Source organism: Arthrobacter sp. SAFR-023, assembly GCF_051965295.1.
GTDB lineage: Bacteria > Actinomycetota > Actinomycetes > Actinomycetales > Micrococcaceae > Arthrobacter.
The window spans coordinates 18585-32156 of sequence record NZ_JBQCMF010000016.1 but is presented as its reverse complement, the minus strand read 5'-3'; the positions used below and the strand labels follow the sequence as shown (position 1 = coordinate 32156).

General features: G+C 67.8%; 12 protein-coding genes. 8 read left to right on the top strand and 4 right to left on the bottom strand.

Annotated features, from left to right (window positions below; translation table 11 throughout):
- The 4 genes from ACTHQX_RS16880 to ACTHQX_RS16865 all read right to left on the bottom strand — a co-directional run bounded on the left by ACTHQX_RS16880 (position 1) and on the right by ACTHQX_RS16865 (position 4376).
- Positions 1 to 1164, bottom strand: coding sequence for a Gfo/Idh/MocA family protein (locus tag ACTHQX_RS16880; RefSeq protein ID WP_440174631.1), 1164 nt, complete (start codon positions 1162 to 1164; stop codon positions 1 to 3).
- 60 nt (positions 1165 to 1224) lie between these two features.
- Entirely contained in the window at positions 1225 to 2616 is a 1392-nt protein-coding gene (locus ACTHQX_RS16875; protein ID WP_440158426.1) for an MFS transporter, read from the bottom strand.
- Between the two features lie 177 nt (positions 2617 to 2793).
- Entirely contained in the window at positions 2794 to 3591 is a 798-nt protein-coding gene (locus tag ACTHQX_RS16870) for an IclR family transcriptional regulator (protein WP_440158427.1), read from the bottom strand.
- On the bottom strand, positions 3591 to 4376 hold the full coding sequence (locus tag ACTHQX_RS16865) for an IclR family transcriptional regulator domain-containing protein (protein ID WP_236805192.1): 786 nt from the start codon (positions 4374 to 4376) through the stop codon (positions 3591 to 3593). The genes ACTHQX_RS16870 and ACTHQX_RS16865 overlap by 1 nt, the downstream gene beginning before the upstream one ends.
- A gap of 206 nt (positions 4377 to 4582) precedes the next feature.
- Here ACTHQX_RS16865 and ACTHQX_RS16860 point away from each other — a divergent pair, with 206 nt between their 5' ends.
- The 8 genes from ACTHQX_RS16860 to manD all read left to right on the top strand — a co-directional run bounded on the left by ACTHQX_RS16860 (position 4583) and on the right by manD (position 13572).
- On the top strand, positions 4583 to 5911 hold the full coding sequence (locus ACTHQX_RS16860; RefSeq protein ID WP_236805193.1) for an MFS transporter: 1329 nt from the start codon (positions 4583 to 4585) through the stop codon (positions 5909 to 5911).
- A 106-nt stretch (positions 5912 to 6017) separates the two neighbouring features.
- Complete coding sequence (locus tag ACTHQX_RS16855; RefSeq protein ID WP_440158428.1) at positions 6018 to 6914, top strand: LysR family transcriptional regulator; 897 nt, start codon at positions 6018 to 6020, stop codon at positions 6912 to 6914.
- A gap of 141 nt (positions 6915 to 7055) precedes the next feature.
- On the top strand, positions 7056 to 7376 hold the full coding sequence (locus tag ACTHQX_RS16850; protein ID WP_440158429.1) for a YciI family protein: 321 nt from the start codon (positions 7056 to 7058) through the stop codon (positions 7374 to 7376).
- A gap of 9 nt (positions 7377 to 7385) precedes the next feature.
- Entirely contained in the window at positions 7386 to 8471 is a 1086-nt protein-coding gene (locus ACTHQX_RS16845) for a zinc-dependent alcohol dehydrogenase (protein WP_440158430.1), read from the top strand.
- Entirely contained in the window at positions 8468 to 10120 is a 1653-nt protein-coding gene (locus tag ACTHQX_RS16840; protein WP_440158431.1) for an FAD-dependent oxidoreductase, read from the top strand. Before ACTHQX_RS16845 ends, ACTHQX_RS16840 begins: the two co-directional genes overlap by 4 nt.
- 265 nt (positions 10121 to 10385) lie before the next feature.
- Positions 10386 to 11375 carry a LacI family DNA-binding transcriptional regulator gene (locus ACTHQX_RS16835; protein ID WP_111905488.1) on the top strand — a complete coding sequence of 330 codons (990 nt, stop codon included), beginning with the start codon at positions 10386 to 10388 and terminating at the stop codon, positions 11373 to 11375.
- 2 nt (positions 11376 to 11377) lie between these two features.
- Positions 11378 to 12358 (top strand): 2-hydroxyacid dehydrogenase, encoded by a 981-nt coding sequence (locus ACTHQX_RS16830; RefSeq protein ID WP_236805198.1) that lies wholly within the window; start codon positions 11378 to 11380, stop codon positions 12356 to 12358.
- Positions 12355 to 13572 carry a D-mannonate dehydratase ManD gene (manD, locus tag ACTHQX_RS16825; protein WP_440158432.1) on the top strand — a complete coding sequence of 406 codons (1218 nt, stop codon included), beginning with the start codon at positions 12355 to 12357 and terminating at the stop codon, positions 13570 to 13572. The genes ACTHQX_RS16830 and manD overlap by 4 nt, the downstream gene beginning before the upstream one ends.

Here is a 13572-nt window from a genome sequence, read left to right as displayed (position 1 = left end):
CTAGCCTGCCGCTTCCGCAGGAACGCGGGGATCTGCTGAAACCACGACGTTGGCCGGCACCTGGACGCGGCCCGGAGCCTCGACATCAGCGAAGCGGACGGGGTGGCCAGTGCGTGAGGACTCGTAAACCGCGAGCAGGATGCGGAGCGATTTGAGGGCGTCCTTGCCCGTGATGGCAGGCTCGGTGCCGCCGTCCAGCGCCTGCACGAAGTCACGGACCTGGCTGGTGTGGTGTGGAATCAGCTGGCCGTTGATGGTGGAGAGGTCAATATTCGGCTCCACGCCCTCGGGATGGACGGGCTCCACGGTGATCTTCTCCCCCACGGCCCACAGGTCCAGCCGGCCGTCGCTGCCCTCGGGGAACTCCGTGAGCGATGCCGAGGCGCCCGTTTCGCCCGTGATCCGCAGCTGGATGCCCAGGTTGGGGGACACCGCCGTCGACGCCTCGAGCGTTGCCATGGCGCCGGAGGTGAAGGTGATGACCGCCGTGGCGGAGTCCTCCACCTCGATGTAGTCGCCGTGGCGGTAGGTGTTGACCTTGCCGTAGACCTCCGCCACGTCGCCGAGGTACCACTGCAGCAGGTCGATCTGATGGATGGCCTGCGTCATGAGCACGCCGCCGCCGTCGTTCTCCCAGGTGCCGCGCCACGCGTCCCGGTTGTAGTATTCCGGCGCGCGGTGCAGCATCACGGAACACTGGGCCATGAGCGGCCGGCCCAGCGTTCCGTCGTCGATCGCCTTCCGGATTTTCTGGGCTGCAGGCCAGAAGCGGCGCTGGAACAATGCCCCGAAGTGCACGCCGGCCTCCTCGCACGCCTCAACCATCCGCTCGGCCGAGTCCAGCCGGGTGGCAATCGGCTTTTCGCACAGCACATGCACCCCGGCCGCCGCTGCTTTGAGCACCACCTGCTCATGGGTGGGGTGCGGCGTGCAGACCGACACGATGTCCACGCCCAGCGCCAGCAGCTCGTCTACGGTGTCCACCGCGTTCGGCACGTCCCAGTGCCGGGCGGTGGCGCCTGCCCGGTCCAGGTCGATGTCGCACACCCCCACCACCTGCACATTGTCCAGGGCGCCGAAGGCCTCGAGGTGGTTGCGGGAGATGGCGCCGCAGCCCACGATTCCGGCTCGGTACGTGCGGGGGGCGGTTGCTGGCTGGGTCATGGTTCCAACTTTCTTTCTGAGTGGCGGGGGGCGCTGGTGACTGGCGAGGGCGCGGCCGGGCTAGGCGTCGGCGGAAACGGAGCTGCGGACCGGCCTCTGCTCCCGCGGCAGGCCAAGCTCCTCGAGCGGGGTCTTGTGGGTTTCGCGGGCCGTGGCGATGGCGATCGCGGAGACCGCCAGGCAGGCCACGGTGAAGACCGCCACCGGGATCCAGCCGCCGGGTCCCGGCTGGGCCAGGACCGTGGCGATCGCAGGAGCGAAGCCGGTGAGGATCAGGCCCACCTGGCTGCCGATGGCCATTCCGGAGTAGCGGACGGGTGCCGGAAACATCTCGGGGAAGAAGACAGTCCAGACACCGTTCCAGCACGAGTAGAAGACGGACATGTTCAGGAACCCGAAGACGAAGATCATGGCGATGTTGTGCTCGCTAATGGCCCAGAAGTAGCCGAACGAGGTGACGGCGCAGCCGAGGGAGCCCACCAGGAGCACCTTCTTGCGGCCGAACCGGTCCGAGATGATGCCGGCCAGTGGGATGGTGAACATGGACAGGCCGATGGTGACTGCGTTGACCGTGAGCATGAGGGTGCGGTCCAGGCCGATCCCCTTGCCGGTGGCATAGGCCAGGGCGTACACGGTGAAGGTGGTCTGCATGACGGAGAACAGCATCACGAGGGCCACGCGCAGGACGTCGCGCCATTGCGTCTTCAGCACCTCGGCCGCCGGAATGCCCTTGGGCTTCTTCGTTTCCACGGTCTCTTCGAACACTGGCGGCTCGTCCAGCCGGGTGCGGATCCAGTAGGCGACCAGCAGCACCACGGCGGACAGCCAGAACGGGACTCGCCAGCCCCAGCCCAGCAGCTGTTCCTCGGGGAGGGCGGCGAGCGGAATGAACACCACGGTGGAGAGGACCATTCCGGATGCGTAGCCAGTCATCACGAAGCTGGTGAAGAAGCCGCGGCGTCCCTCCGGGGAGTGTTCCATGGTCAGTGTGGACGCACCCGCGGCCTCGGCGCCGGCGGAGAATCCCTGTGCCAGCCGGCCCGCCAGCAGCAGCGCCGTGGCCCAGTAACCGATCTGGTCATAGGTGGGCAGGAAGCCGATGCCGATGGAGGCAACGCCCATGATGACCAGGGTGATCATCAGCGCCTGCTTGCGGCCGATCTTGTCCCCGAAGTGGCTCATGATGACGCCGCCCAGCGGCCGTGCCAGGTAGCCGACGCCGAATGTGGCCATCGCGCCGAGCAGGGCAACTACAGGGTCTCCGCCGGGGAAGAAGATCTTCGGGAACACCAGCGCTGCTGCGGTGCCGTAGATGAAGAAGTCGTAGTACTCCAGCGTGGAGCCAAGGAAGGAAGCCAGTGCGGCCTTCTTTGGGGTCTTCGCCGGGAGGCTGTCCGCGCGTTGCAGGACGGCAGGTTCCGCGACGGGGGCGGGGGGCTGGACGTGTCCCATAGGTTCTCCTCGTTGAGTTTCCAGGGCGGCCGCCACCTGCTGGCGGGGGCCGAAGAGTTGAGCGTGCACCCTGTCCGGGTGGCTGTCGCTCTGGGGAAAAACACTAGGAGCAGGGAGAAGCTCAGTGGCCGAACTTCCCGTTCAACGGGAAGCTGGTTGAGAGGAGGAAGCCCCCGTTCAGGAACCCTGAAGCCAGGGCCTCGTGCCGTACGGGCGGCGCTCTGCGCCCATGGTCCGGGACAGGCCGCGCCCTGCAGCCACCAGGACGGGAAGAACCACCTTGGGGTCCTCGTCCGCCGTCGGAATAACGACGGCGATCGCGCCGATCACGCTGTTGCCCTCACCAAAGACGGGGACAGCATAGGCGGTGTTTTCCTCCACCAGGACACCGGCCATGCGGACGTAGCCGCGTTCCCGGGTCAGGGCGAGCTGGGCGCGCAGCCGCGCCGGGTCGGTCTCCGTGGCGGCAGTGGTTTTCTCTAGCGGCCCGGCCAGGAACCGCTCCTGCACGTCGCGCGGCATGTGCGCCATCATGGCCATCCCGGACGAGGTGTTGTGGATCAGGAGCCGGCCGGCCACGGCAGCAAGATTGGTGGCGGTGCCGTGCCGGTCCAGCTGCTCCAGGTACAGCACGGTGCCGGAGCCGACGTCGGGAATGGAAAGTGAGACCTGCTCACGCACAGCGGCGTGGACGCCTTCGAGGAACGGAAGGCCCCGGCGTCGGAATTCCTCCAGCGGATTGCTGCGGGACGCGAGCTCCCACATCTTCATGCCAACGCCGTAGTCGCCGGAATTGCTGCGGTTCAGCAGCCCGCTGTCCACGAGGTCGTTGGCCAGCCGGTGCGCGGTGCTGCTGGACATGCCCGTGGCCCGGGCTAGCTCGCTCAACGACATCCGCGGGCGGCCCTTCGAAAAGGCGTCCAGGATTTTCACCACGCGCTGGATGACTGATTCGCCGGAGGGCGAGTTGGCCATCAGGCCCGCCGCAGCCCGGACGCGTCCCCGCCGTAGTCCAGGCCGATCTGCCGGGCAGCCTCCTGCAGGCGCGGCACCACGGACTTTTCGATGTCCTCGGCAGGGGAACGGTGCGTCTGCAGGGAAACGTTGACGGCCGCCACTATGTCCTGGCCTCGCCACACCGGCACCGCCACGCCACGCAGCCCCTCTTCCAGTTCCTGCGACACCATTGCCCACCCCCTTGATCTGGCACGGTCAATCTCCACCCGCAGCTGCTCGGCGCTGGCAATGGAGTGTTCGGTCAGCTTCTGCAGCCGGACGGTTTCGAAGTAGGACTGCAGATCCGCCTCGGTCAGTGCTCCCAGCAGCACCCGGCCCATGGAGGTCGCCCAGGCGGGGAACCTCGTGCCCACGGTGATGGTGACGCTGAGCAGCCGCGGCGAGGGCACGCACGCGACATACACGACGTCGACGCCGTCAAGAATGCATAAGGAGGTGGTCTCGTTCAGCTCGGCTGCGAGGGATTTCAGATGCCGGTCCGCAATGGCCGGAAGCTCGAGGTTGGCCAGGAAGGACCGCCCGATCTCCAGTGAGCGGGCAGTCAGCTCGAAGTGTGCCCCGTCCGTTCGCAGGTAGCCGAGGTCTGCCAGGGTGAGCAGGAACCGCCGGGCGGAAGCCCTGGTGGTATCTGCGGCCGCGGCCACTTGGGACACCGTCAGCCGTGGCTGGTTCGGGGTGAAGGCCCGGAGCACGTCGAACGCTTTCTCGACCGATTTGACGAAGTAGGCCGGCTGTTCGTCCATGGGCTCCCTGCACCTCAAGCTGCGCGCTTTTCCTGACCTACCAAGAATACGGGCCGGGGTCGGGCGGGGAGCAGGACGGCAAACAACGGATTGTGAGTCACTTCACTCTGCGCTATCCTTTTTCTAGTCGCATATCGTACGCCTGTTCGCGATACGCACAAATCCAAAATCCGGACCCGTCTTTCAGTGCGGAAGGACCCCCTGCAATGACCGATCTCGCCCCCACTGCCACCGCTGAGGCGAAGCAGTACCAGTTGAAGCGCGCCAAGAAGGCCGCCCTCGCCGCTTTCCTGGGCGGCGCGCTGGAGTACTACGACTTCTTTATCTACGCCACAGCGGCGTCACTGGTTTTCTCCAAGATCTTCTTCCCCTCCGGCGACCCCACCGTCGCCCTCATCGCCTCCTTTGCCACCTTTGGCGTGGCCTACGTGGCACGGCCCTTCGGCGCCGTCGTCTTCGGCCACCTGGGGGACAAGATCGGCCGCAAGAACACCCTCGTCCTGACCCTGGTGCTGATGGGGTCGGCCACGTTCCTGATCGGCGCACTGCCCGACTTCAACGCCGCCGGCTACTGGGCACCGGCACTGCTGGTGGTGCTGCGCCTCATGCAGGGGTTGTCCGCCGGCGCCGAAACGGCCGGCGCTTCCGCCCTGTCCACCGAGGAAGCACCTGAGGGGCACCGCGGCTTCTTTGCCAGCTTCGCGATGAGTGGCATCTCCGCCGGCATCGTCCTGGCCTCCCTCGCCTTCCTTCCCGTGGCCGCCATGAACGAGGCCGACCGCCTCGCCTGGGGCTGGCGCATCCCGTTCTGGCTGTCCCTCGTGGTGCTGGTGGTCGCCTACCTGGTCCGGCGCTCCCTCGAAGAACCCGAGGTCTTCGAGGAAAAGCACGACCACGGCGAACTGGTCAAGCTTCCGTTTGCCAAGATGTTCAAGACGCACCCGGCGCAGTTCTTCCAGGTTGCCCTGATGTCCTTCGAGACCGTGACCAACACGTTCATGCAGTCCTTCGGTCTGGCCTACGCCGTGTCCGTGGGCGTCCCGGCGTCGACCATGCTGTGGGTGAGCATCGTGGGCAACGTCATCGCCATGTTCAGCCAGCCGCTGCTGGCCCGGCTCTCGGACCGCTTCGGCCGTCGACCGGTATTCATCGCCGGCGTCCTGGGGTCCGGGCTGATGATCTTCGTCTACTTCTCCGTCATCTCCACCGGCAACATCCCCATGATCTTCCTCGCCAGCACGGTGATCACCGCCGGCACGTACTCTATGTCCAACGCGATCTACCCGGCGTGGTTCTCCGAGCTGTTCAACGTCAAGGTCCGCTACTCGGGCATGGCCATCGGCCTGCAGGTCGGCATCCTCTGCGCCGGATTCACGCCGCTGCTGGGCACCGCGCTGGTCGGCGCCGACAAGGCCAACTGGGGCCCGGCCGCCTGGATTGTCGCCGCATCATCCCTGCTGGCGGTGGCCGGCGCGTACTGGGCCCGCGAAACCCACAAGACCCCGCTGCGGCAGCTGGGCAACCCGGTCAAGTAGCTACCCCCCGAAGCACGAACGAGCAGATAATGCCCTCAGATTGCTAATTTGAGGGCATTATCTGCGAGTTCGGCGTCGGCCGCTTCGGGGGCACAGGAGGAACTGCATGGAGCTTCGGCAGATCGAGGCTTTCCTTGCCGTGGCCGAGGAACTGCACTTCGGCCGGGCAGCGCACCGCCTACGCATGGCCCAGTCCCCGCTGAGCCAGACCATCAGGAAGCTCGAGAAGGAGCTTGGCTCGGACCTGTTTGAGCGCAACACGCGCTCGGTGGCCATGACGACGGCGGGCGTCGCCTTCCTCCCCCACGCCCGCCGGATCATCGACGAACTTGATCTCGCCCGCCGTTCCGCCGTCACCGAACCCGGTACGTTCTACGGCCGGCTCAGCATCGGCTTCTCCGGGGCGCTGAACCACCGGACCCTTCCCCCGCTGACCCGGGCCCTCCGCCACCGCTACCCCTCCCTGGACCTGACCCTTACCGGAGGACTGCTGACCCAGGACGCGCTGCAGCAGCTCCGGAACGGTTCGCTGGACCTCGCCTTCGTGGGGCTGCCGCTGGACGCGGGCACGCTGTCCACCCGCGCCATCGCCCTCGAAGCGCTGGGTGCCACCGTGCCGGTGGACCACCCGCTGGCCGAGCGGCCGGCAATCGGGCTCGCTGAGCTGTCCGACGACGGGTTCGTCACCATGCGCGCCGCCCAGGGATCCACCCTCCGCGAGGCCACTTTCGCGGCCTGCGCCGCAGCCGGGTTCCGGCCCAAAGTGGCCCAGGAGGTCACCGACCCCTACACCGCCCTGTCCCTGGTGGCCGGCGGCGTGGGCGTGAGCCTGATGCCCGCCTCCGTCGCCAGCATCATGCCCGGCGGGACCGTGTTCATCCCGCTGACCGGCACCGCGCCGCTGCTGGAATCGGGCCTTGCGTGGAACCCGGCCGGCATCTCGCCGGCCCTGGCACTGGCCCTGGCGGTCGCCGAGGAAGTCCTCCCGACGCCGGCAAGCTGAGGCACCCAACCCGGCTCCCGCCGTCGTGCATTATGTGTTTTCCGCACATACTCACTGACCAAATAAGTGTTGGACGCGGCACAATCCCGGTGGCCACGATGGAGGGGAACATCCACCCGCTCAACGATGAGGACACACCCCATGGGAACATTCGCTGTCACCTACGACTACGCCGCCGCCTCCACCGCGGGACGGGACGAACACCGCCCGCGCCATGTCGAATTCCTGCAGAAGCAGTTCGACGACGGCCGGCTGGTAAAGAGCGGTCCGTTCGGGCCGGAGGAGGATCCGGGCGCGCTGCTGATCATCGAGGCGGACTCGAAAGCCGCCGTCGAAGCGCTGATGGACCAGGACCCGTTCTACCGCAACGGCCTCGTGGCGCAGCGCCGCATCCGGCAGTGGAACGTGTTTTTTGGCGCCAACACCGGTGCCGACGCCGACGCCGACGCCGCCCGGAAGTAGGAGCGCGCCATGCTGATCGCGCGCACCGTCGCCAAGCAAACCATCCGGTACGAGGACGTTCCGGATCCGGCAATCGAACCCGGCCACGCCCTGGTCCGCGTCCACAACGTCACCCTGTGCGGCACCGACCTGCACATCTGGGAGGACGACTACCCGGCCGGGCTGCCCGTCATCCAGGGCCATGAATTCGCGGGAGTCGTCGAGTCCATCGGCCAGAACGGCGCCGGCATCCGCGCCGGTGACCGGGTTGCTGTGAGCCCGATGGTCTACTGCGGGGAGTGCCGGCCGTGCCGCCTTGGCCGGTTCAACGTCTGCGAGAACATCGGCTGCATCGGCTGCTATTCGGACGGCGCGCTCGTGGAGCTGATCAGCGTGCCGGTCGAGAAGCTATGCCCCGTGCCGGAGGGCCTGGAACTGGATCTGGCCGCCATGGCGGAGCCCGCGTCCATCGCCATGCAGGCGGTGAACCGGGGCAGGCCGTCGCCCGGCGAGACCGCCCTGGTGCTGGGCAGCGGTCCGATCGGGCTGCTCGCCACGCTGCATCTGACAGACCTCGGCGTGCGGGTCGTCTGCGCCGACACGGAACCGGACCGGCTGGCGCTGGCTTCCATGTTCGGGGCCGTGGACACGCTGCTCGTCGATCCCCGGGCAGGCTTCCCCGGCGCCGACCAGGCAGTCCGGCTGGATGCGCTGACGGATTCGTCCGGGCCGCAGCTGGTCATCGAGGCCACGGGTGTTCCGTCCTCGCTGGAGACCGCCATCCGCCTGGTGGCGAGCGCCGGACGGATCGTGCAGGTAGGGATTTCGGCGCGGACCGCGTCCGTTCCGATGAACACCATTCCTTTCAAGGAGATCGACCTGCTGGGCAGCCGGAACAGCCTGAACCTCATCCCGGCAGGACTGGAGCTGCTGGCCGGGCACCGGGACCAGGCCCGCGCGCTGATGACGCACCGTTTCCGCTTCGAGGACCTGCAGCAAGCCTTCGAACTCATGCGCAGCCGCACCGAGCCTGTTGGCAAGATCGTGGTGGACATGCCGGCCGGGCAGCCCACTCCCCCGGCCGGAACTGCCGCGCTTACGGAGGTCCAGCCGTGAGCGCGGGCGACGGCGTGAGCGGTGCAGCAGGCCCCCTCCTTACCCCCGCCGGGAACATCTCGGGCACCTACGACGTGGTGGTCGCGGGCAGTGGAGCAGCCGGCCTGGTCGCCGCGATCCGGGCGGCCGACGCCGGCCTGAGGGTGTTGGTGGCCGAGAAGGCGGCGCTGCTGGGTGGCACCACAGCGGCCGGAGGCGGAGTGATGTGGGCACCGAACAACCACCTCGCCCTCCAGGCCGGATACCGGGACAGCCATGAGGACGGGGTCGCGTACCTCACCGAGGCCGCCGGGCACGTGCTGACCCCAGCGGAAGTGGAGTGGTACGTCAGCACGGCACCGCGCGCCGTCGCGTATCTCGACGGCGAAACCCGGCTGTCCCTGATACCGATCGCACGCCCGGATTACCACATGGAATGGCGCGGTGCGGCCGACGGCGGACGCGGCCTGGACAACGGCGCCTTCGACCCGTCCGGGTACCCGGGCCTCTCGGAGGCGATTCGGCCGTCGTCGTATTTTCCGCTTCTGACCATGACCGAACGCGACCAATTGAACGGCCGGGCGGCGGATCCGGAGCTGCTGGCCCGGCGTGCTGCCACGGGCGTGCGGACCATGGGCGGCGCCCTGGTGGGGTCGCTGCTGGCCAGCGCGCTGGACCGCGGCGTGGAGATTGCGGTCTCCGCGCCGATGGAAGGCTTGGCCCGCGACGGGGACATATGGACCGTGACCCTCGGCGGCACCGCAGCCGGCAAGACTACTTCAGCGGCCGCCGTCGTACTCGCTTCCGGCGGTTTCGAATGGAACCCGCGGCTCCGCCAGGCGTTCCTGCCGTTTCCGGTGACACCCATCAGCGCGCCGTCCAACGAGGGCGACGGCCTGGAGCTGGGGCTGAAGGCGGGCGCCGCGGTGGCGGACATGACCGCCATCTGGGGAGTGCCGGTGATTTCCGAGGCCGCCCACCAGTACGACGGCGTTCGGTCCGGCCGGATGGGAAACGTGGAAATGACCCTCCCGGGCTCGATCACGGTGAATGCGGCCGGTAAGCGGTTCGTCAATGAAGCGCTGAACTACCACGACGCATGCCGCGTGTTCGCCTCCGTCGACCCGCTGACCGGCCGGCAGCAGAACAATCCGGCCTGGCTCGTGTTCGATGCGTCGTACCTGGCGAAATACCCGGTGGCTGGTTCGGCGGCTGGCATTCCGGCCGACTGGATGACGGCCGCGGGATCGCTGGAAGAGCTGGCCGGCAAGGTGGGAATCGACCCCTCCGGGCTGGCCGCCACGGTGAGCCGCTTTAACGCCGACGCCGCGAAGGGCGTGGATACGGAGTTCCATCGCGGCGCGACGGCGCAGGACCGCTTCCTGGGCGACGCCGCCAACACGCCCAACCCGTGCCTCGCCCCTTTGGCGACGGCCCCGTTTTACGCGGTCCGGATTTCCGCCGGCGTGCTGGGAACCTCCGGCGGCCTGGACACCGACTTCAGAGGCCGCGTCCTGGACCGCCACCGGCAGCCGATCCCCAGGCTCTATGCCGCGGGCAACGTCTCCGCCGGGGTTTTCCGCAACAACTACCCCGGCGGCGGAGCAACCCTTGGCTCGGCCATCACGCGAGCCTTCGCAGTAGGTGAGCACCTCGCGGCAACCCTCTGACGCGCCCCACGACTAGGCCGCCCCCTCGAGGGAGTTTTTGTCCAGTTGTCGCGACTTTAGGGCCTTCAGCGGCCATTATCTGCACAAAAACTCCAACCGAAGAGGACGACGGCGGGACCTCCCGCCGTCGTCCTTCTTGCGTTAATGCCGTCCCGACCTGCCGCACCGCCCGCCTGTGATGCAACTCATGGAAATCCCTTGACAAGTTTGTACAAGTTTTTCCATACTTGGAGGGAAGGGTTTCAACGAAGCAACTGGAGGACCGATGGCGGCAAAACTCACGGACGTCGCAAAGCTCGCGGGCGTCTCGCTCGCCACAGCTTCACGGGCGTTCGGCGACCCCGGTCGCTTGGCCGCTGAAACCCGGCAGAAGGTCATGGACGCGGCCGCCCAGCTGGGGTACGACGTCCCCGGGCTGAACGGCAGCCGCACGTTCGGCGTCGTCGTCCCGGACATCTCAAACGCCGTGTTCGCGGCACTCATCAAGGCCATCCAGGACCAGGCCTGGCACGGCCGGCACCGCATGGTCCTAGCCGACACCGGCGAATCCTCCGCCCGCGAGCGCGACCACCTCGCGGCATTCGCCACCGGAGTGGACGGCATCATCCTCTGTTCCCCGCGCCTCCCGTCGGAACAGATCCATAACCTGGCCGGCAACGCACCGCTCGTCGTGATCAACGGCGAGGCTGACCAGGCCGCCCGCGTGCTGATGGAGGCCGGCGAAGGGATCCGGCAGGCCGTCGAGCACCTTTACGCCCTCGGCCACCGCAAGCTTGCCTACATTCCCGGCCCGGCCTCCTCCTGGGCCAACGGCCAGCGGCTCGCGGCCATCACCCGCCTCTGCGGGGAATGGGGCATCGAACTGGTCACCGTGGGCAACCAGAACGCCACAGTCGACGGCGGCCTGGCCGCCGCCGCTTCGGTCGTCGCCAGCGGCGCCACCGCCGTCATCGCCTACAACGACCTCGTCGCCATCGGCATGCTCGCCGGCGCCCGGACGCTCGGCTACCACTGCCCCGAGGACATCAGCGTGGTGGGCATCGACGACCTCGACATCGCCGCGGCCGCCGAACCCGGACTCACCTCCGTCCGCGTCCCCATCAATCGCAGCGGCGCCCTCGCCCTCGAACTCCTCCTGGAACAGATCGCGGGCAAGCCCACCGCCACCGAGGCGGTCCACCTCAACTCGCAGCTCATCGTGCGCGGCTCCACGTTCGCCGCACGCACCGCCGACCAAACCCTCCAGGGAAAGTAACCATGAGAATCGTCATCGCAGACTCCAACTTGATGCCCCAGCGCGCCACCTTCGAGGCGGCACTGCCGGAAGGCACCGTCACCTCCTGGCACGACAGCTGGAACGAACACTCCGTCCTGACGGACCTCAAGGACGCCGACGTCTATGTGGGACCCAAGTTCACCGCCGCCATGGGCGCCGAAGCACGGAACCTCCGGCTGGTGCACGTGGCCGGCGCCGGCTACGACGGCATCGACGCTGATGCCCTCCCCGCCGGATCCGTCTGCGCCAACACCTTCCACCACGAAGGCTCCATCGCCGAGCACATCGCTACCGTGCTCGTCGCCCTCCGCCGCAACCTGCTGGGGCAGGACGCCGCCCTGCGCACCGGCGTCTGGTCCTCCTCGGTCTACTCCCCCGACATCCGCCAGCCGGAAACGCTGCGCGGCGCCGTGGTGACCTTCCTCGGCTTCGGCCACATCGGCAGCGCCGCCTGGAAACTGCTGCAGGCGTTCGGCGCGGAAGGCATTGCCATCACCCGCAGCGGATCCGTCGACGCGGAGGAAAACTCGCTGCGCTGGACCGGCGCCACGGACCGCCTGGGCGAGGCCCTCAGCGAATCCGATGTGCTGGTGGTCAGCATCCCGCTCGACGCCGGAACCACCTCCCTGATCGGCGCGGCCGAACTGGACGACCTCGGCCCCGACGGGCAGATCGTCAACGTCGCCCGCGGGCCCGTCGTCGACGAAACCGCGCTGTACGAGGCCCTGAAGGACCGCCGGATCGCCGGCGCCGCCATCGACGTCTGGTACCAGTACCCGGCCACCGACGGCCGCGGCGAACCCTCCGCCCTGCCGTTCGGCCGGCTCGACAACGTCATCATGACCCCGCACTCCTCCGGTGTCACCGCCGAAACCTTCCGCGGCCGCGCCCGCGAGATCGCCGAAAACATCACCCGCCTGTCCGAGAACCAGCCACTCAAGAATGTAGTGATTTCCCGATGACCCGAAAAATCGTCGACGTCGACGTCCTCGTCACCAGCCCCAGCCGCAACTTCGTCACCCTGAAGATCACCACCGACGACGGGCTGATCGGCTGGGGCGACGCCACCCTCAACGGCCGCGAACTGTCCGTCGCCAGCTACCTCCGTGACCACCTCGCCCCCGCCCTGCTCGGCCGGGACGCCGACCGCATCGAAGACACCTGGCAGTACTTCTACCGTGGCGCCTACTGGCGTCGCGGACCGGTGACCATGGCCGCCATCGGCGCCATTGACCTGGCACTGTGGGACATCAAGGGCAAGGCCCTGGACGTCCCGGTCTACCAACTGCTGGGCGGCGCCGCCCGGGACAAAATCCTCACCTACACCCACGCGACGGGCTGGGATGTGCCCGAGCTCCTCGACTCCGTGGACCGCCGCCGCGAACAGGGCTTCCGCGCCGTCCGCGCCCAGTCCGGCGTCCCCGGGCTGGACAAGGTCTACGGCGTAACGAAGGGCGCCGCCAGCTACGAGCCGGCCGGCCGCGGCGCCGGACCCGTCGAAGAGGACTGGGATACCTCGGCCTACCTCCGCCATGCCCCGAAGGTCCTGGCAGCGGTCCGCGAGCATGTCGGCCCGGACCTCAAGCTCCTGCACGACGTCCACCACCGGCTCAACCCCACCGAAGCCGCCCGGCTGGCCAGGTCCTTGGAAGACGTGGACCTGTTCTGGCTCGAGGACGTCACGCCAGCGGAAAACCAGCGGCTCCTCCGCACGCTGCGCCAGCAGACCACCATCCCGCTGGCCATCGGCGAAGTCTTCAACACCATCTGGGACTGCGAGCACCTCATCACCGAACGCCTCATCGACTTCATCCGCACCGCGGTCGTCCATGCCGGAGGCATCTCGCACGTCCGCAAGATCCTCGCCCTGGCCGAGGTCTACCAGATCAAGGGCGCGCCGCACGGCCCCTCCGACGTCTCGCCGATCAACCTCTCCGCCTCGCTGCACCTTGGCCTTGCCACCAGCAACTTCGCCATCCAGGAATACATGGGCTACGACCCCCTGGTGTCCGAGGTATTCCAGTCCAGCTTCCGCTTCGAGGACGGCTACCTCCACCCCGGCGATGAGCCAGGCCTGGGCGTGCACGTGGATGAGGACGCGGCCGCACGCTTTCCCTACAAGCAGGCCTACCTGCCCATCGCCCGTGAGGTCGACGGCTCCATGAAGGACTGGTAA